This is a genomic window from Lysobacter alkalisoli (assembly GCF_006547045.1).
GTDB lineage: Bacteria > Pseudomonadota > Gammaproteobacteria > Xanthomonadales > Xanthomonadaceae > Marilutibacter > Marilutibacter alkalisoli.
The window spans coordinates 3,464,123-3,481,372 of the sequence record NZ_CP041242.1 but is presented as its reverse complement, the minus strand read 5'-3'; the positions used below and the strand labels follow the sequence as shown (position 1 = coordinate 3,481,372).

14 protein-coding genes and 1 pseudogene are annotated in these 17,250 nt (G+C 68.1%); 12 read left to right on the top strand and 3 right to left on the bottom strand.

Annotated features, from left to right (window positions below; translation table 11 throughout):
* The first annotated feature begins 107 nt into the window (after window positions 1-107).
* The 6 genes and pseudogenes from FKV23_RS15375 to rpoH all read left to right on the top strand — a co-directional run bounded on the left by FKV23_RS15375 (window position 108) and on the right by rpoH (window position 6,198).
* Window positions 108-1,019, top strand: a complete 912-nt coding sequence (locus FKV23_RS15375; RefSeq protein WP_141624647.1) for an STM4015 family protein — start codon at window positions 108-110, stop codon at window positions 1,017-1,019.
* 24 nt (window positions 1,020-1,043) lie between these two features.
* Window positions 1,044-2,159 carry an STM4014 family protein gene (locus FKV23_RS15370; protein WP_141625240.1) on the top strand — a complete coding sequence of 372 codons (1,116 nt, stop codon included), beginning with the start codon at window positions 1,044-1,046 and terminating at the stop codon, window positions 2,157-2,159.
* 16 nt (window positions 2,160-2,175) lie between these two features.
* A complete protein-coding gene (locus FKV23_RS15365) occupies window positions 2,176-2,973 on the top strand; it encodes an STM4013/SEN3800 family hydrolase (protein WP_208543186.1) in 798 nt (265 codons plus the stop codon).
* Entirely contained in the window at window positions 2,970-4,328 is a 1,359-nt protein-coding gene (locus tag FKV23_RS15360) for an STM4012 family radical SAM protein (protein WP_141624645.1), read from the top strand. Before FKV23_RS15365 ends, FKV23_RS15360 begins: the two co-directional genes overlap by 4 nt.
* A 5-nt stretch (window positions 4,329-4,333) precedes the next feature.
* Window positions 4,334-5,182 (top strand): annotated as a pseudogene (locus FKV23_RS15355) (STM4011 family radical SAM protein); the annotation flags it as partial.
* A 137-nt stretch (window positions 5,183-5,319) separates the two neighbouring features.
* A complete protein-coding gene (gene rpoH / locus FKV23_RS15350) occupies window positions 5,320-6,198 on the top strand; it encodes an RNA polymerase sigma factor RpoH (protein ID WP_141624644.1) in 879 nt (292 codons plus the stop codon).
* Window positions 6,199-6,256: 58 nt separating this feature from the next.
* Here the strand turns inward: rpoH and FKV23_RS15345 are convergent, their stop codons facing one another.
* Entirely contained in the window at window positions 6,257-7,576 is a 1,320-nt protein-coding gene (locus tag FKV23_RS15345) for an NAD(P)/FAD-dependent oxidoreductase (RefSeq protein ID WP_141624643.1), read from the bottom strand.
* Window positions 7,563-8,519: an NAD(P)H-binding protein gene (locus tag FKV23_RS15340; RefSeq protein ID WP_167285305.1), complete on the bottom strand. Its 957-nt coding sequence runs from the start codon at window positions 8,517-8,519 to the stop codon at window positions 7,563-7,565. Before FKV23_RS15340 ends, FKV23_RS15345 begins: the two co-directional genes overlap by 14 nt.
* A gap of 114 nt (window positions 8,520-8,633) precedes the next feature.
* On the opposite strand from FKV23_RS15340, the gene FKV23_RS15335 reads away from it, so the two are divergent.
* Window positions 8,634-9,170, top strand: a complete 537-nt coding sequence (locus tag FKV23_RS15335) for a GbsR/MarR family transcriptional regulator (protein WP_141624641.1) — start codon at window positions 8,634-8,636, stop codon at window positions 9,168-9,170.
* Between the two features lie 42 nt (window positions 9,171-9,212).
* On the opposite strand, the gene tal is transcribed toward FKV23_RS15335, so the two are convergent.
* Window positions 9,213-10,178 carry a transaldolase gene (gene tal, locus FKV23_RS15330; RefSeq protein ID WP_141624640.1) on the bottom strand — a complete coding sequence of 322 codons (966 nt, stop codon included), beginning with the start codon at window positions 10,176-10,178 and terminating at the stop codon, window positions 9,213-9,215.
* Window positions 10,179-10,342: 164 nt separating this feature from the next.
* Here tal and FKV23_RS15325 point away from each other — a divergent pair, with 164 nt between their 5' ends.
* The 5 genes from FKV23_RS15325 to FKV23_RS15305 all read left to right on the top strand — a co-directional run bounded on the left by FKV23_RS15325 (window position 10,343) and on the right by FKV23_RS15305 (window position 17,241).
* Entirely contained in the window at window positions 10,343-11,077 is a 735-nt protein-coding gene (locus tag FKV23_RS15325) for an NYN domain-containing protein (RefSeq protein WP_141624639.1), read from the top strand.
* A 99-nt stretch (window positions 11,078-11,176) separates the two neighbouring features.
* Window positions 11,177-11,926, top strand: a complete 750-nt coding sequence (locus FKV23_RS15320) for a protein-L-isoaspartate(D-aspartate) O-methyltransferase (protein ID WP_141624638.1) — start codon at window positions 11,177-11,179, stop codon at window positions 11,924-11,926.
* Entirely contained in the window at window positions 11,923-14,358 is a 2,436-nt protein-coding gene (locus FKV23_RS15315; protein ID WP_141624637.1) for a class I SAM-dependent methyltransferase, read from the top strand. Before FKV23_RS15320 ends, FKV23_RS15315 begins: the two co-directional genes overlap by 4 nt.
* Before the next feature lie 62 nt (window positions 14,359-14,420).
* Complete coding sequence (locus tag FKV23_RS15310) at window positions 14,421-16,361, top strand: alpha/beta hydrolase family protein (RefSeq protein ID WP_141624636.1); 1,941 nt, start codon at window positions 14,421-14,423, stop codon at window positions 16,359-16,361.
* 214 nt (window positions 16,362-16,575) lie between these two features.
* Entirely contained in the window at window positions 16,576-17,241 is a 666-nt protein-coding gene (locus FKV23_RS15305) for a response regulator transcription factor (RefSeq protein ID WP_141624635.1), read from the top strand.
* Window positions 17,242-17,250 lie beyond the last annotated feature (9 nt).

The window sequence follows — 17,250 nt, the reverse complement described above, 5'->3', positions numbered from 1 at the left end:
GGGTCGTCGGTGCAAAGGTGCCGCCATCCGCCTCTGCTAAGCTTCGGCGCACACGAACAGGCCCGGCGCGGCCGCCTTCCACCCTCTCCTCATACAGGGACGTTTGCATGACCATCGGCGAATACACGCAGACCTGTCGCGGCAAACCTGTCGTCGACTTCAGGATGGGCGACGAGGCCTCGGGAAGCGATGTCGTCTACCGCCTCTACCAGGAATACGACAGCGAGGAAGGCCAGGCCGAGCTGCTTGCCCACCTGTTCTCCCGGGTCGCTCCCGGAACGATCGAGGCCCTGGTCATCGGCCCTTGGTCCGAGGCGCACGACAAGGCCCCCAGTGGCTACCTCGACGGGCTGATCGCGCGCCGGGACGAGCTGTCTGCGCTCAGGGCGCTGTTCGTCGGCGACATGACCTATGAGGATTGCGAGGTCTCCTGGATCATCCAGGGTGCCTATAACCCGTTGCTTGCGGCCTTCCCGCAACTGGAGTCGCTGCGCATCCGCGGGTCGAGCTCGCTGGAGCTGCAGCCGTTCGAACATGCGAGCCTGCAGGAGCTGGCGATCGAATGCGGCGGCCTGCCGTCGGCGATCGTCGGTGCGATCGCGGAGTCCGAACTGCCGGCCCTGCGCCAGCTCGAGCTCTGGCTGGGCGACGACAACTACGGCTACGACGGCGACCTCGCCACCTACCAGCGCCTGCTCGCCGCGATCCGGCCCGAGCGCTTGGAGTATCTCGGCCTACGCAATGCCGGCAACAGCGACGAGCTGGCGGCCTGGCTGGCGACCCAGCCGTGGCTGGGGTCGCTGAAGGTCCTCGATCTTTCCCTGGGTACGATCGGCGATGCCGGCGCGCAGGCACTGTTCGAGAGCCCTCACCTCGGCACCATCGAACGGATCGACCTCAGCCACCACTACATTTCGCCGGAGTGGCAGCAGAAGCTCCAGTCGCTTCCCTGTACGGTGCTGCTCGACCGCCTCGAGGAAGAGGATGAGGGCGAGCGCTACGTCGCCGTGTCCGAGTAGGCCGTGACGGGCATCCGCTGGCTGCTGGTTGGCCCGCGATCCAGCCGCCGGATCGACGGGTTTCAACGTGCGCTGCACGCGCACGGGTTGCCTGCGGCCGAAGTCGTCGAATACGAAGCGGTGTTGTCCGATGCCATGCGGCTGGACGAAGTCCTCGTCCGTCATCCCGATGCATGCATCAAGCTTGAATCGCCTGGCGAGGCGCCCGCCCTGCATGACGCCCTGGTCCGCCGTGGCTGGGAGCTGGCCGGTGGACCGGGAGCGGCCCCGCATCCGCTCGAACACGGGGAGCTCGCCCATCAACAGTACTGGCATGCGGGTTTCGCGGAAGTACTGGCGGCGATGCCGGTTGATGCGCGCTATCTGAACCCGCCAGCAGATCTGTCGCGGATGGCGGACAAGCTGGCCTGCCAGCAGCGGCTGATCGCCGCGGGTGTCGAGGTGCCGCCGCTATCCGGCACCATCGCCGGCTATGACGACTTGCGCCGGCGACTCGGTGCGAACGGTTGCGGCAGCGTCTTCGTCAAGGCCCGCTACGGTTCGTCCGGTGCCGGCGTGCTGGCATACCGGCGGCACCGTGATGGGCGCGAGATTGCAACCGGCCCGGTGGAACTCGTCGAGGACTGCGGGCGGACACGGCTGTTCAACTCGCTGCGCCAGCGTCGCTATACCGACAGTCCGCAGATCGCTCGTCTGGTCGATGCACTTGCGCAGCAGGGCGCCTACCTGGAGCGCTGGATTCCCAAGCCGCGCGTTCCCGGCTCCGAAGGCGCCCATTTCGATCTCCGTGTCGTAGCGTTCGATGGCCGCCCCCGCCAGCGTGTCGCCCGTATAGGGCGCGGGCCGCTGACCAACCTGCATCTCGGTAATCGGCGCATGCCTGTCGACGCCTGCCTGGATCCGGCCGGCATCGCCGGCCTGGAGAATGCCGTGATCCGCGCCACCGCGGCGTTTCCGACCAGCCGCGTGATCGGCTTCGACATCGTCGTCCGCCAGTCGCGTACCTGGGTGCTGGAAGCCAACGGCTTCGGCGACCTGCTGCCCAACCTGCGCTGGGAAGGGCGCACCACCTACGAGGACCAGGCACGGATTGGCCTGCTCGATGCGATATACCCGACCGGCGAGGTCGCTCATGCCTGAAACCGGCATGCCTGACATGAATGCCGTCGTCGGTCGCCACGACGTCGTGCTGCTCACCCTGGATACCCTGCGTTTCGACGCGGCCCAGCGCTGCTTCGAGCGCGGCGAACTGCCGGTGCTGGCGCCACACCTGGTGCCGGATGGCTGGGAACGCAGGCACACGCCGGGCAGCTTCACCTATGCCGCGCATGCGGCGTTCTTCGCCGGCTTCCTGCCGACGCCGGCCCGGCCGGGCCCGCATCCGCGCCTGTTCGCGCTCGAGTTCGAGGGCAGCGAAACCACTTCGACGCACACGCACGTCTTCCGCGGCTGCGACAATATCGTCGCCGGGTTCAGTCGTTCGGGCTATTGGACGCTCTGCATCGGTGGCGTCGGCTTCTTCAACAAACGCAATCCGCTCGGGTCGCAGTTGCCGTCCCTGTTCGACGAAAGCCATTGGCGGCTGGAATTCGGCGTGACCGCGCCGGACTCCATCGAGAACCAGGTCGCGCTCGCCTGCGAACGGCTGCGCAGCGAAGACCTGCATGACAGGCGTTGTTTCCTCTTCATCAATGTGTCCGCCGTCCACCAGCCCAACCGGCATTACCTGGAAGACGCCGAATGCGATGATTTTGAAAGTCACTGCGCGGCGCTCCGCCATGTCGATGCGGCGCTGGCCCCGCTGCTGGAGACACTGAGCCGGCGCGGCCGCGCTTTCGTGATCGCCTGCTCCGACCACGGCACCGCCTATGGCGAAGACGGCTATCACGGCCATCGCCTCGCGCACGAGGTGGTGATGACCGTGCCCTACGCGCATTTCTTCCTTTCGCCATGACCGTTCCACGACTCGCGGACCTGCTGCGCCTGCCGCCTTACCAGGCGTATTCGTATTCCTACCCGCACAAGACCGCCTACCGCGCGCTCGAGCCGGCCACGCCGCTGTCCGGGCTGTGGGCGGATGAATGCCGCGACGCGCTGTTCCTGTACCTGCACGTGCCCTTCTGTTCCTACCGTTGCGGCTTCTGCAACCTATTCGCCCTGGCCCGGCCCGACGCGGCCAGGGTCGAAGCCTATCTCGCCCAGATGGAACGGCAGCTGCGTGCTACCGGTGCAGCGCTCGGCGAACACCGGTTCGTGCGTTTCGCCCTTGGCGGCGGCACCCCGACCTATCTCGATGCCGGGCAACTGCAGCGTGTCTTCGAAATGGTGGAGCGCCACGTCACGATCGACCTGCGCGCGATCCCCGCAGGCATCGAGGCCTCGCCCGAAACGATCGACACGGACAAGCTGCGTGCGTGCCGTGAGGCCGGCATCGATCGGGTCAGCATGGGCGTGCAGAGTTTCAGCGACGCCGAAGTGCGCGCGCTGGTCCGGCCGCAGCAGCGCGAGGTGGTCGAGCGCGCGATCGCGGCGATTCGGGAGTTGGCCTTCCCGACCCTGAACCTCGACCTGATCTACGGCATCGAAGGGCAGAGCGTGGCCAGCTTCCTGGCCTCGATCGATACCGCGCTGGCGCACCGGCCGGAGGAGCTGTACCTGTATCCCCTGTATGTCCGCCCGGTGACCGGGCTGGGACGCATCGCCGCCAGGGACGGCAAGACCGGATTTCGGCTGCAGTCCGAGCCGCTGGACGGACGTCTCGAACTGTACGAAGCCGGTCGCGACCACCTGCTTGCGGCCGGCTATACCCAGGTTTCCATGCGCATGTTCCGCGCACCGCACGCGCCCGATGCGGGCGGGCCGGCCTACTGCTGCCAGAGCGACGGCATGGTCGGCATCGGATGCGGCGCGCGCTCCTACGCCACGCATCTGCACTATTCGAGCGAGTACGGTGTGAGCCGGCGTTCGGTGGCCGAAATACTCGACCACTACCTCGCGCGGGACGAAGCGTCCTTCGCGAGCGCGGATTACGGCATTGTGTTGGACGCAGACGAGCGCCGCCGCCGCTATGTGATCCAGTCCCTGCTGGTCCGGCCAGGCCTCGACCGCGCGGATTACCGGCAGCGCTTCGGCTCGGACTGCCTCGACGACCTACCGCAACTGCGCGAACTGATCGATCTGGAGCTGGCCATCGCCGATGCGTCGCGGCTTTCGCTCAGCGATGCCGGCCTGGCGCGCTCAGATACCATCGGACCGTGGCTGGTGTCCGCGTCCGTTACCGAGCTCATGCGCGATTACCGCGTCGGCTGACCCGCATGCACCTGACCTTGCTCTATCGTGGTCGCCTGAGCAGTTGCAACTACGACTGCGATTACTGCCCGTTCGCCAAGACCCGCGATAGCCGCGAAGCCCTGCGCCGGGATGCCGACGACCTGGCACGGTTCGTCTCCTGGGCAGAGCGGCAGCGATTCGGGTTGTCGATCCTGTTCACGCCCTGGGGTGAGGGACTGGTCCGCCGCCATTACCGTGAAGCGATGGTGCGCCTGAGCCGCCTGCCCCACCTGCAGCGTGTCGCGATTCAGACCAACCTCTGCGTGGGATTGCGCTGGCTCGACGAAGCCGACCTGCGCACCCTGGCACTGTGGTGCACCTACCACCCAGGCCAGGTCTCACGCGATGCATTCCTGGGGCGGTGCGGCGAACTGTATCGTCGCGGGGTGCGCCACAGTGTCGGCATGGTCGCGATGCGCGAGCATCTGGACGAGATCGAAGCGATGCGTACCGCGCTGCCCCCGCAGGTGCCGCTGTGGCTCAACGCCTATGACGAGCGCTCGCCGGACTACTACACGCCGGAGGAGGTCGAGCGCATGGCGCGGATCGATCCCCACTTCCGCTATAACCTCGGGCCCGCCCCGAGCCTCGGAGCGCCCTGCAGGGCAGGGGAGAGCGTGCTGTCGGTCGACGGCAATGGCGACGTCAAGCGTTGCCACTTCGTTCCCGAGCAGCTCGGAAACCTGTATGACGGCTCCTTCGTCACCCAGCTGCGCGCACGCGCCTGTCCGAACGCGCGCTGCGACTGCTACATCGGCTATGTCCACCGCAAGGACCTGCCGTTCCAGGCCGAGTATGGCCCAGGGCTGCTCGAGCGCATTCCGCTCGACGCAGTGCGGGGCAGGTACTGGCCTGGTGGACCGGAAGCCGGCCTGCCAAAACCTGAACAGGGCCTTTGTTCCACCGGCGGGATGGATTGAACCTCCGGCGCGGTTAGCAGTCCAAGCATGCGACTGCTAAGATGCCTGCCATGAACCAAGCCTCCATGTCCACTGCCCTGATCGCCAACAACCTGCCGGTGCCCAGCGCACTGGGGTCGCTCGACGCCTACATCGGAGCGGTCTACCAGATTCCCGTGCTGAGCGCGGAGGACGAGCAGGACCTCGCGCGCCGCTTCCGCGACCATGAGGATCTCGACGCCGCCCGCGATCTGGTCCATTCGCACCTGCGCTTCGTGGTCCACGTCGCGCGCGGCTACAACGGCTACGGCCTGCCGCTGGGCGACCTGATCCAGGAAGGCAATATCGGCCTGATGAAGGCGGTCAAGCGCTTCGACCCGGACCAGGGCGTGCGCCTGGTCAGCTTCGCGGTGCACTGGATCCGCGCCGAGATGCACGAGTTCATCCTCAAGAACTGGCGCATCGTCAAGGTCGCCACGACCAAGGCGCAGCGCAAGCTGTTCTTCAACCTGCGCAAGAGCAAGAAGCGCCTGGGCTGGCTGAACGCCGCCGAGGTCAGCGCGGTGGCGAAGGACCTCAACGTCTCCGAGCGCGAGGTGCTGGAGATGGAGTCGCGCCTGTCCGGTCGCGATGTGGGCTTCGATGCTCCCGCCACCGACGATGACGACCGTGCACCGCCGTCGCCTTCGGCCTACCTGCGCACCGACCAGGAAGACCCGTCGCAGCTGTACGAGCGCGAGGACGAGGAAGACAACCAGCTCGAGCTCCTGCGCGAGGGCATGGCCGGCCTGGACGAGCGCTCGCGTGACATCGTCAGCCGCCGCTGGCTCGATGGCGACAACAAGGTCACCCTGCAGGAACTGGCCGACGAGTACGGCGTCTCCGCCGAGCGTATCCGCCAGATCGAGGCCAACGCGCTGAAGAAGATGCGCGCACTGTTCGTGGCGTAGGCGCGCCTCGGTCCGCAACCGCACGACGGCCCCTCTGGGGCCGTCGTCGTTTCCGGCTTCAGTCTGGTGGCGAGGCGTCGACAGAGTCCGGACGACCGAAGATGATCCGCGCGTGCCGCTGGTAGCTCCAGTACGCCCAGGCCCAGTTGATCAGCACGACCAGGCGGTTGCGAAAGCCGATCAGGAACAGCACGTGCACCCATAGCCAGAACCACCAGGCGACAAGGCCCGAGAGCTTGACGCCGTGCAGGTCGACCACCGCGGCCATGCGGCCGATGGTGGCGAGGTTGCCCATGTCGCGGTAGCGGAACGCAGGCGCCTTCTGGCCGGCGATGCGGGCACGGATCGCCTTGGCGACGCAGGCGCCCATCTGCTTGGCGGCGGGGGCGACCCCGGGCACTGGCTTGCCGTTCTGCTGAACGCTGGCGAGGTCGCCGGCGACGAACACGTCAGGGTGGCCGGGCACGCTGAGATCGGCTTCGACCTGCACCCGGCCGGCACGATCACGCGGCGCATCGAGCAGGGCGCCGAGCGGCGAGGCAGCCACGCCCGCCGCCCACAGCACCGTGCGCGCGGCGACACGTTCGCGGTCGCGGTTGCTGTCGCTGCCAGGCCCGCTCCTGCCCAGGGTGTAACCGTCGGCGTCGATATCCTCGACCGCGCGGCCGGTCATGACTTCCACGCCGAGGCTTTCCAGTTGGCGGCGGGCTTTTTCCGACAACGATTCCGGGAACGAGGCCAGCACCCGCGGGCCGGCTTCGACCAGCCGCACCTTCGCCTCGGCGGGGTCGATATGGCGAAACTCGTTCTTCAGCGTGTGGCGGGCGATCTCGGCCAGGGTACCGGCCAGCTCGACCCCGGTCGGGCCACCGCCGACGACGGCGAAGTTGAGCCAGGCCGCACGCTCGGCCGGATCGTCCGTGGCTTCGGCATGTTCGAACGCGAGCAGCAGCCGGCGGCGGATGCCGAGTGCGTCGTCGAGGGTCTTCAGCCCCGGTGCGTGCGCGGCCCAGTTGTCGTTGCCGAAGTAAGCGTGGGTCGCGCCGCTGGCGAGCAGCAGGTAGTCGTAGTCGAGATCGCCACCGCCGGCGAGGCTGACCCGGTGCGCGCCAGTGTCGATGCCGGTGACCTCGCCCAGCCGGACCTCGACGTTGCGCTGCCGGCGCAGGATATGGCGCAGTGGCGCGGCGATGTCGGGCGCGGACAGGCCGGCGGTCGCGACCTGGTACAGCAGCGGCTGGAACAGGTGGTGGTTGCGGCGGTCGATCAGGGTGATGCGGACATCGTCGCGGGCCAGTGCACGGGTTGCCCACAGGCCGGCGAAGCCACCGCCGACGATCACGACATGGGGCGGGAGGTGGTTTTCATGCGCGGACACCGGTGGCGGGCAGTGGTGGGGTTCCGGATTGAACCGGATCGTGTGCGCCGACCGTGCACGGCGCACGGCCGAGCAGCCGCGGCAGCATGTTCGTTCGAGGGCAATTGTCCTGCCGCAGCAGTTCCCAGTGACCGTACGAGAATGGCGTCCAATGCAAAAGGTCGCAGAGATGGCTGGCCAGGCGCGCGAGCCAGCCGGGCGTGCGCAGTTGCCATGCGGGGCTATCGGTGCGCAGGCGGCGCATCGCCGCGATGTGCTCGTCCAGCGTGCACGGATTCGGGCCGCCGAGGTCGAGTTCGCGCGGCAGGTCGTGACCGGAAGGTGCAATTGCGAGGTTGGCGATCGCCTCGCCGAGATCGCCTACGTCGAGCACCGCGATGCGGCCGATCGCGTCGGCCGGCAGCACGTACAGGGGCCAGCCCGCGACGCGGCGGATCCAGCGCGCGCCGAAGCCACCCTCGCCGTCGAGCAGTGACGGTCGCACGATGTGCCAGTCGGCACCGCTGGCGCGCAACGCCGCCTCGCCGTCGCGCTTGGACAGCAGGAAGCGGCTGCGGACCGGGCCATCGAGGCCGAGCGCGGACACGTGCACCAGCCGCAGGCCGCGTGCCGCGCAGGCGGCAGCAAGCGCGGCCGGCGCGCGATGGTGGACGCGGTCGTAGGTTTCGCGACCGCGCGGGCGCAGGATGCCGACGCAGTTGATCACGACGTCGACATCGCCGAGCAGGGTGTTCCAGCTGTCGGGCGAGATCATCCGTTCCATCCGTACATGCCGGTAGTCGGCGTCGAGACCGGTGCGCTGGCGGCGGTGTGGATGGCGGCTGCCGATGCTGATCAGTGCGCCCTGCGCGAGCAGCGCGGCAGCGACGTGGCGGCCGACGAAGCCGGCGCCGCCGAGCACGAGAATGCGAAGGCGCGTACCGGGATCTTGGTGGGCGTACATGTCCTTGGCTCCCATGTCGGTAATTTCTGTATTGACAGAAATGTATGGCGAAACTAGCCTGTTGCCAAGTCCCTCCGAGGCCCGGCTTGCCGGGCGACGCATGCCGAGCCTGCCATGAGCGAATCCGCTGACCTCACCCCGATCGCACGGCGTTTCGTCCTGCACTGGGGCGAGATGGGTTCGCGCTGGGGCGTGAATCGCACCGTTGCCCAGATCCACGCCCTGCTGTTCCTGTCGGCGCGGCCGATGCATGCCGAGGAGATCGCGGCGACGCTGTCGGTTGCGCGCTCGAACGTCAGCACCAGCCTGCGCGAGCTGATCAACTACAACCTGGTGCGCACGGTGCACCAGTTGGGTGACCGCCGCGACCACTTCGAAACCTCGAAGGATGCCTGGGAGTTGTTTCGCACCGTCGTGCGCGAGCGCAAGGCGCGCGAATTCGACCCGACCGTGGCAATGCTCGGCGAATGCATGGCCTCGCCCGAACTGACAGGCGAACCGCCGGAAGTGCGCGCGCGGATCGAGGACACGCTGGCGCTGATGACCGCGTTGTCTGCCTGGGGCGAGGAAATGCTGCGGCTGGAGCCGGCGACGCTGATGAAGGTGATGAAGCTCGGCAGCCGGATCCAGAAGCTGCTGCGCGAAGGTTGAGCCGGATCGGAAAGCGGCCTTTGCCCGGGCTACTTCGGAGCTTCAGGCCGCGGCGGCGGTCTGCAGGCGCTCGGCGAGCAGTGTTTCCAGCTTGACCTGGTCGGCGGCGAACTTGCGGATGCCCTCGGCCAGCTTCTCGGTCGCCATCGCGTCCTCGTTGTGCTGCCAGCGGAACGCGTCTTCGGTGAGCGAAGCCGGGGCCGGGGCGCGTTCGCCGTTGTCGACCAGCGCGCGCGGGACGTCGGCCCGGGTCGCATCGAGTTCGCCGAGCAGGTCGGGCGAGATGGTCAGGCGGTCGCAGCCGGCCAGCGCCAGCACCTGGCCGGTGTTGCGGAAGCTCGCGCCCATCACCACGGTGTCGTAGCCGTGGCGCTTGTAGTACTGCCAGATGCGGGTGACCGATTGCACGCCCGGGTCGTCCTGCGGCGTCGCCGGCGCGTCCATGCCGTTGGCGCGGTGCCAGTCGAGAATGCGGCCGACGAAGGGCGAGATCAGGAACACCCCGGCCTCGGCGCAGGCTACCGCCTGGGCGAACGAGAACAGCAGGGTCAGGTTGCAGTGGATGCCCTCGCGCTCGAGCTGTTCGGCGGCGCGGATGCCTTCCCAGGTCGAGGCGATCTTGATCAGCAGACGCTCGCGGCCGATGCCGGCGTCGTCGTACAGCGCGACCAGTTTGCGCGCCTTGGCCAGGGTGGCGTCGGTGTCGAAGCTCAGGCGCGCGTCGACCTCGGTCGAGACCCGGCCCGGGACCAGCTTGAGGATCTCGCCGCCGATCGCCACCGAGAGGCGGTCACCGGCATCGGCCACGCGCTCGGCCGCATCGTTGCCGCGGGCCTGCTCCACCGCCGCATCGATCAGCGGCGCGTAGGCCGGCAGCGAGGCTGCCTTCAGCAGCAGCGAGGGATTGGTGGTCGCATCGAGCGGGCGGAAGCGGGCGATCGCCTCGATGTCGCCGGTGTCGGCGACTACCGAGGACAAGCTGCGTAGCTGTTCGAGCTGGGAAGTCATGGGCGTCGGGTCGCGTGCGGGGGCACCATTCTGTCGCAAGGGACGAGTGGGGCCAAATATGGTTGCAGCGGCAAGCGCCCGGGACCGCCCCTGCCGTAGACACCCGGGCACAGCCCGGGGATCGCATGCGGTAGTCTCGGTGCAAACCCGACCATGGAGGCCATATGGCCGAGCCGGAAAAGCGCATTGCCCTGCTGATCGATGCCGACAATGCGCCGGCATCGAAGATCGACGTGGTCCTGGCCGAGGTCGCGCGCCATGGCGCGGCCAACGTGCGCCGCGCCTATGGCAACTGGAAGAGCCCGGCGATGAAGGGCTGGGAGACGATGTTGCATGCATACGCGATCCGACCGATCCAGCAGTTCGCCTACAGCAAGGGCAAGAACGCCTCCGACATGGCGATGGTGATCGACGCGATGGACCTGCTGTACGCCGGCAAGCTCGATGCGTTCGCGATCGTCTCTTCGGATGCCGACTTCACCCCGCTGGTGATGCGGCTGCTGACCGAGGGCGTGAAGGTCTACGGTTTTGGCGCGAAGCAGACGCCGGAGCCATTCGTCAACGCCTGCACCAAGTTCACCTATGTCGAGGCACTGGGACAGCAGGCAGCCGAGAATGATGGCGGCGCAAAGCAGAAATCGGCCAAGGAACTGCGCGGCGATGCCCGCCTGGTGCAACTGCTGCGCGGTGCGGTCGAAGCCGCCAGCGAGGACGACGATTGGGCACACCTGGGCGCGGTCGGCAGCCAGATCGGCAACCAGGCCTCGTTCGATCCGCGCAACTACGGCTACCGCAAGCTCAGCGATCTGATCGAGGCGACCGGCCTGTTCGAGGTCAAGCGCCAGAACCAGGTGGTGCTGGTGCGCGACAAGCCGAAGGGCAAGACCGGCGCCCGATAGGGCTTTTCGATGCTCCCGGCGTAGCGTGAGCTGCGCCCATGAGCGGCCTTCAACGGCCTGCTAACACGGCCCCGCCTAGACTCCATGGGCATGCGCATCATGGCCACCAGAGTCGGGGGCGCTTTCTGCGTGCTGCTGGCGTTGGCGCTGCTCGCGGGGAGCGGTGCGGCCATGGCGCAGGGCGACCACGACCCATATGCCGGTCCACGGCGTGCGCTGGTCGCCGAGCTGCGCGCAATGGCGGACGCAAGGGCTGGCGGCCGCGCCCGCATCGATGCCGCCACCCTCAAGCTGATCGAACGCGTGCCGCGGCACGAGTACGTGCCCGAGGCGCAGCGCCGCCACGCCTATCGCAACCGCCCGCTCGGGATCGGCCATGGCCAGACCATCTCGCAGCCGTACATCGTTGCCCTGATGACCACGCTCGCCCGGCCGGGCGAAGGGCAGCGAATCCTCGAGATCGGCACCGGCTCGGGTTACCAGGCCGCGGTGCTGGCCGAATCGGGGGCGCAGGTGTACTCGATCGAGATCATCGAGCCACTGGCAAGGCGCGCGGCGCAGGTGCTGCGCGAGCAGGGCCAGGACAACGTCGTCACCCGTATCGGCGACGGCTACTACGGCTGGCAGGAGCACGCTCCGTTCGATGCGATCGTGGTCACGGCCGCGGCTTCGTCGATCCCGCCGCCGCTGGTCGAACAGCTCAAGCCCGGCGGGCGCATGGTGATCCCGGTCGGCGCCGCCTTCATGACCCAGAACCTGATGCTGGTGGAGAAGGACGACGACGGCCGCGTGCGCACGCGGCAGATCCTGCCGGTGCGGTTCGTGCCGCTGACGCGCGAAGCGGAATGATCCGGCTGCCGATCGCCATCGCGCTGGTCTCGATGGCCGCGCTGGCCTATCAGTTGCTGCTGATGCGCTGGCTGGCGATCGCGCACTGGCACTCGTTCGCGGTGGTGATCATCAGCCTGGCCCTGCTCGGGCATGGCGCCAGCGGTACCTGGCTGAGCCTGTTCCAGGGCGTGGCGCGCAAGCGGTTCGACATCGCGTTTCCGGCCTGTGCACTGCTGTTCACCGCCACTGCGGTAGCGATGCTGTGGCTGGTGTGGGCAATCCCGTTCAATGGCCTGGAGCTGGTCTGGAACCCGCGCCAGTGGCTGTGGCTGGGGGCGCTGTATCTGGCGTTGGCATTGCCGTTCGGTTTCGCCGCCAGCTGCTTCGGACTGGCTTTCGCGCGCCATGGCGGGCATATCCCGATGCTGTACGGTGCCGACCTGCTCGGTGCAGGCCTCGGCGCGCTGGCGGCGATCGCGCTGCAGTGGTTGCCGGTCGAGCACGGCCTGCTGCTGGCACTGTGCTGCGGCCCGCTGGCGGCGGTGGTGGCGGCCGCACGACGGCAATGGCGATGGGTGCTGCCGGCTGCGCTGGTGACGTCGTTGCTGTTGCCCGGTCATGTGCCGGCGCCGCAGGTCAACGAGTACAAGGGGCTGAGCACGACACGGCTGCTGCCGGATACGAGCGTGCTGGTCACCCGCAACGGCCCCTACGGGCGGCTCGACGTGCTGGAAAGCCCGCGGGTGCCACTGCGACATGCCCCCGGCCTGAGCCTGGCCAATGTGGATGAGCCATCGCCGCAACTGGGCGTGTTCACCGATGGCGATGGCCTGTCGGTGATCGTGCGCGACGATGGTGATGCGGAGTCGCTGGCCTGGTCGGGACGGATGACCTCGGCCTTGCCGTATCGCTTGAAGCAGGCGCCGACGGTGCTGGTGCTGGGCGCTGGCGGTGGCATGGAGGTGTTGCAGGCTCTGGCGCTGGGCGCGCGCACGGTGGATGCGGTCGAACTCGACCCGGGGCGGGTGCGACTGGTGCGTGATGATTTCGCGGATTTCGCCGGCCATCTCTATCACGACCCGCGCGTCCGCCTGCACGTGGCGGAACCGCGTGCGTTCGCGCGCGCCGATCGCCAGCATTACGACGTCGTGGTTCTGGCCGGCGCCGAATCCTTTGCCGCGGGCGGCGCAGGCGTGCTGGCCGCGTCCGAGCAGTATGCGCTGACCGTCGGCGCGATCCGCGAATATCTTGCGCGCCTGGCACCGGGCGGTGTGCTGGTCGCGACCCGCTGGAGCCAACAGCCGCCACGCGCCGAACTGCGGCTGTTCGCGACCATGATCGAAGCATTGCGTGCCGAAGGCGTCGACGATCCGCAGTCGCGACTGACGGTGCTGCGGAACTGGGACGCGAGCACGCTGCTGGTCAAGCGCGATCGTTTCGAGAGTGACGAGCTGGCGGCGATCCGCGGGTTCGCGCAGGAATACGGCTTCGATCCGCCGCATCTGCCCGGCAGCGCCTCGGATGAAACCGGACACCACCACTTCGGAGAACGCGACTGGCTTCGCGAAGGCACGCAGGCGCTGCTGTCGACCGAAGCCGATGCGTTCCTGCGTGACTACAAGTTCGCGATCTCGCCGGTAAGCGACGACATGCCGTACTTCGGCGACTTCTTCCGCTGGCGCAGCCTGCCCGAGCTGTGGCGGCTGCGCGAGCAGGGCAGCGCGGTGCTGCTGGATTCGGGCACGCTGCTGTTGTTCGGTGCCCTGGCGCAGGCGGTGCCGCTGTCGTTGCTGCTGGTGTTGCTGCCGTTGTGGGCTTTGCCGCGCGGTGGAGCAGGCGCGGGCGGTGGAGCGGGCATGGACGGGGCGGACGTCGCGTTGCCGCGCCTGCGCGCGGGCGGTTACTTCTTCCTGCTCGGCCTGGCCTTCATGCTGATCGAGATCGCGAGCCTGTCGCGACTGACCTTGCTGGTCGGGCATCCGCTGCCGGCGGTCGCGGTCGGGCTCGGCGGTTTCCTGCTGTTCGCCGGCGCAGGCAGCCTCGCGGTGCAGTGCCTGTTGGTTCGCATGTCGCCGATGCGGATGACGCGCTGGGCTGTGCTGGCGATCGCGCTCGGGCTGGGCTGGCAGTTCACGGTTTTCGCGACCACCCATTCAATCGGCGCGAGCTGGCCGGTGGCGGCGCGCGCGCTGGCCGGACTGATCGGCATCGCGCCGCTCGCCTTCGCGATGGGCATGCCGTTCCCGCTCGGCCTGGCCCGGCTTGCGCGCGACGCCCCGGCTTTCGTGCCCTGGGCCTGGGGCATCAACGGCTGCGCCTCGGTGGTCGCCGCGATCGGCGCGCTGCTGCTGGCGATGGCGATCGGCCTGTGCATGACCCTGCTCGTTGCGCTGGCGTTGTATGTCGTCGCGGCGTGGCTGTGGCGGGAAGGGGTGGGCCGAAGCCGGTAAGCAGGCACTATGCTCTCCCCATTGGGGATGGATGGAACAGGGGGAGATGGATGATGCCGTTCATGAGATGGCTGCTGGCATGCGCATGCCTGTGCCTGTCGATGCAGGTGTGCGCCGGGGTGGACCTTGATGCGTTCCTGAAGCGGGATACCTTCGGCACGATCAAGATCTCGCCCGACGGCAGGTACTACGCCGCGACCGTGCCGATGGGCGACCGCACCGGCATGGTGATCGTGGACCGCGAGGCGAAGCGTTTCGTGTCCAAGGCCACCGGCGGGCGCAAGTCGACGGTGGCCAACTTCTGGTGGGTCGACGACGCCCGCGTGGTGATCGCGATGGCCGAGACCGAGGGCAGCAAGGACACGCCGTACCTCACCGGCCAATTGCACATGTTCGACATCGAAGGCGGCAGTGTCCGGAACGTGTTCGGTGTCCGCATCGAACCCGGCATGACCGCCCGGATCGGCGGGCCGCCGAGCGACATGGCGACCCTGGTCGACCCGCTGATCGATTCCGCCGACGAGATCCTGATCGCGGTCTGGCAACCGAGCTCGACCCCGCAGACCCGGGTCGAGCGCCTGAACCTGAAAAGCCGCCGTACCCGCCGGGTCGCCAGCGCGCCGGTGGGACGGGCGGACTTTACCGTCGATGCCCGGGGCCAGGTCCGCTTTGCCGATGGTGCGGACAGCCGTAATTACCGCCGCCTGTACTACCGCGCCGGCGACAAGGCCGACTGGCAGCTGGTGAGCGCGCAGGAGGAACGCGGCGAAGTGGTGTCGGCGCTGGGCCTGTCGGCCGACGGCGGCACCGCCTGGCTGCGGGTGAAGCGGCCCGACGGTCCCGACCGGATCGAGGCGATGGACACCGCCAGCCTGGAGCGCAAGCCGCTGCTGCGCGACGAGCGGGTCGACCCTTACAAGATCCTGTACGACCGCGACGGCCGCACGCCGATCGGCGTGCAGTACATGGACGACGGTGTCCACAGCCGCTTCTTCGACGAAACCTCGGAGATGGCGCGGAGTTATCGCGCGCTGGAGAAAGCGTTCCCGGGTTCGGCGGTCGATTTCACCTCGTTCACCCGCGACGGCAAGCTGGCGTTGATGCAGGTCTGGAACGACCGCACGGCCGGCGATTACGCCCTGTTCGACATGCAGGCCCGCACTGCCGACGGCGTGTTCGAGTCGCGCAAGTGGCTGGCCCCGACCGCCCTGCCGCGTAGCGAGCGCATCGAACTGCAGGCCCGCGATGGCGTGCGCCTGAACGGCTACCTGACCCGGCCGCAGGGCTGGACCCGGGGCGCCTCGCCGATGGTGGTCATGCCGCACGGCGGCCCGTTCGGCATCTTCGACGAATGGGGCTACGACACCGACACCCAGATCCTCGCGGCGGCCGGCTACGCCGTGCTGCGGGTGAACTACCGCGGTTCGGGCAACTACGGGCTGGAATTCAAGCAACTTGGCGCGCAGCAGTGGGGCGGCACCATGCAGGATGACCTGACCGACGCGACCCGCTGGGCGGTCGGGCAGGGCATTGCCGATGGCGGGCGCATCTGCATCTTCGGCGGCAGCTACGGGGGCTATGCCGCGCTGATGGGCGTGGCCCGCGAGCCGGCGTTGTATCGGTGCGCGGTCGGCTATGTCGGCGTCTACGATCTGGAGCTGATGCACCGCGAGGATTCGCGCCAGGCCGCCTGGCTCCGCCACTGGGCCAACGACTGGGTCGGCGAGCGCAACACACTGGCCGAACGCTCGCCGGTCAACCTGGCCGGGTCGATCAAGGCACCGGTGTTCCTGGCTGCCGGCGGCGACGACCATCGCGCGCCGATCGCGCACAGCAAGCGGATGGAGAAGGCGCTGCGCAAGGCCGACGTGCCGGTGGAGACCCTGTATTACGACAGCGAGGGCCATGGCTTCGTCGACGACGGGCATCGGCGCGAGTTCTACACACGATTGCTGGATTTCCTCGCCCGCCATCTCGGCGGTGAGCGGGCAGAAGATCAGTAGAGATCGACCGGGTCGACGTCGATCGACCAGCGCACCTTGCGTGTCTCGGGCAGAGTGTGGATCGCGGGCAGGGCGGCATGGAGCCCCATATGCAGACCATGCCGGCCCGGTGAGCTGGCGCTGATGGCCGACGCGGCAATGCCTGCCGTCTGCTGGCTCTGCGCATGCGCTGCTACACTGGCGTGGTCGCGTGTTCGTAGCGGCAGGGGATCTCATGCAGCCGCAGCCGATCGAGCTCAACCCGGTGCTGATCGTTGAGGACGACGCGGCCGCGCGCGAGCGCCTGCTGCGGTTGATGCACGAGCTGGCCGGCGCGCAGGCGCGTATCGAGGCGGTGGCCGACCTGGCCGCCGCGCGCGAACACCTGCAGCGGTCCGACTGCGCCCTGGCACTGATCGACGTGCAGCTGCCGGACGGAAATGGCGTCGAACTGATCGCATGGATCGCACAGCGTTGGCCCCAGCTGCAGTCGGTGATCGTTTCGGCCTATGCCGAGGAAGAAACCATCCTGGCCGCGGTGCGCGCCGGCGCGATCGGCTACCTGCTCAAGGACCGCGATGACGATGAACTGCGGCTGTCGCTGAAGAGCCTGCAGCGTGGTGGCGCGCCGATCGATCCGTTGATAGCGCGGCGGATTCTGGCATTGGTGCCGCCGTCGCCGCCTGAGCCCGACCCCGAGCCGATGGTGCAGTTGTCCAAACGCGAGCACGAGATCCTGCGCCTGGTCGCGCAGGGTTTCAGCAATCGCGAGATTGCCGAACTGGCGGCGTTGTCCAGGCTCACCGTCGAATGCCATACCAAGAACATCTACCGCAAACTGGCGGTCGGTTCGCGTACCGCGGCGGTGTTCGAGGCGCGCGCGCTGGGACTGCTGAACTGAGTCCGTATC

Bases quoted from the DNA above. Each gene is read 5' to 3' on its own strand.
- FKV23_RS15325 (WP_141624639.1), top strand. From the start codon at position 10,343: ATGGCCGAGCCGGAAAAGCGCATTGCCCTGCTGATCGATGCCGACAAT.
- FKV23_RS15335 (WP_141624641.1), top strand. From the start codon at position 8,634: ATGAGCGAATCCGCTGACCTCACCCCGATCGCACGGCGTTTCGTCCTG.
- FKV23_RS15305 (WP_141624635.1), top strand. From the start codon at position 16,576: ATGCAGCCGCAGCCGATCGAGCTCAACCCGGTGCTGATCGTTGAGGAC.
- rpoH (WP_141624644.1), top strand. From the start codon at position 5,320: ATGAACCAAGCCTCCATGTCCACTGCCCTGATCGCCAACAACCTGCCG.
- FKV23_RS15360 (WP_141624645.1), top strand. From the start codon at position 2,970: ATGACCGTTCCACGACTCGCGGACCTGCTGCGCCTGCCGCCTTACCAG.
- FKV23_RS15310 (WP_141624636.1), top strand. From the start codon at position 14,421: ATGAGATGGCTGCTGGCATGCGCATGCCTGTGCCTGTCGATGCAGGTG.
- FKV23_RS15365 (WP_208543186.1), top strand. From the start codon at position 2,176: ATGAATGCCGTCGTCGGTCGCCACGACGTCGTGCTGCTCACCCTGGAT.
- FKV23_RS15340 (WP_167285305.1), bottom strand. From the start codon at position 8,519: ATGTACGCCCACCAAGATCCCGGTACGCGCCTTCGCATTCTCGTGCTC.
- tal (WP_141624640.1), bottom strand. From the start codon at position 10,178: ATGACTTCCCAGCTCGAACAGCTACGCAGCTTGTCCTCGGTAGTCGCC.
- FKV23_RS15320 (WP_141624638.1), top strand. From the start codon at position 11,177: ATGGCCACCAGAGTCGGGGGCGCTTTCTGCGTGCTGCTGGCGTTGGCG.
- FKV23_RS15315 (WP_141624637.1), top strand. From the start codon at position 11,923: ATGATCCGGCTGCCGATCGCCATCGCGCTGGTCTCGATGGCCGCGCTG.
- FKV23_RS15375 (WP_141624647.1), top strand. From the start codon at position 108: ATGACCATCGGCGAATACACGCAGACCTGTCGCGGCAAACCTGTCGTC.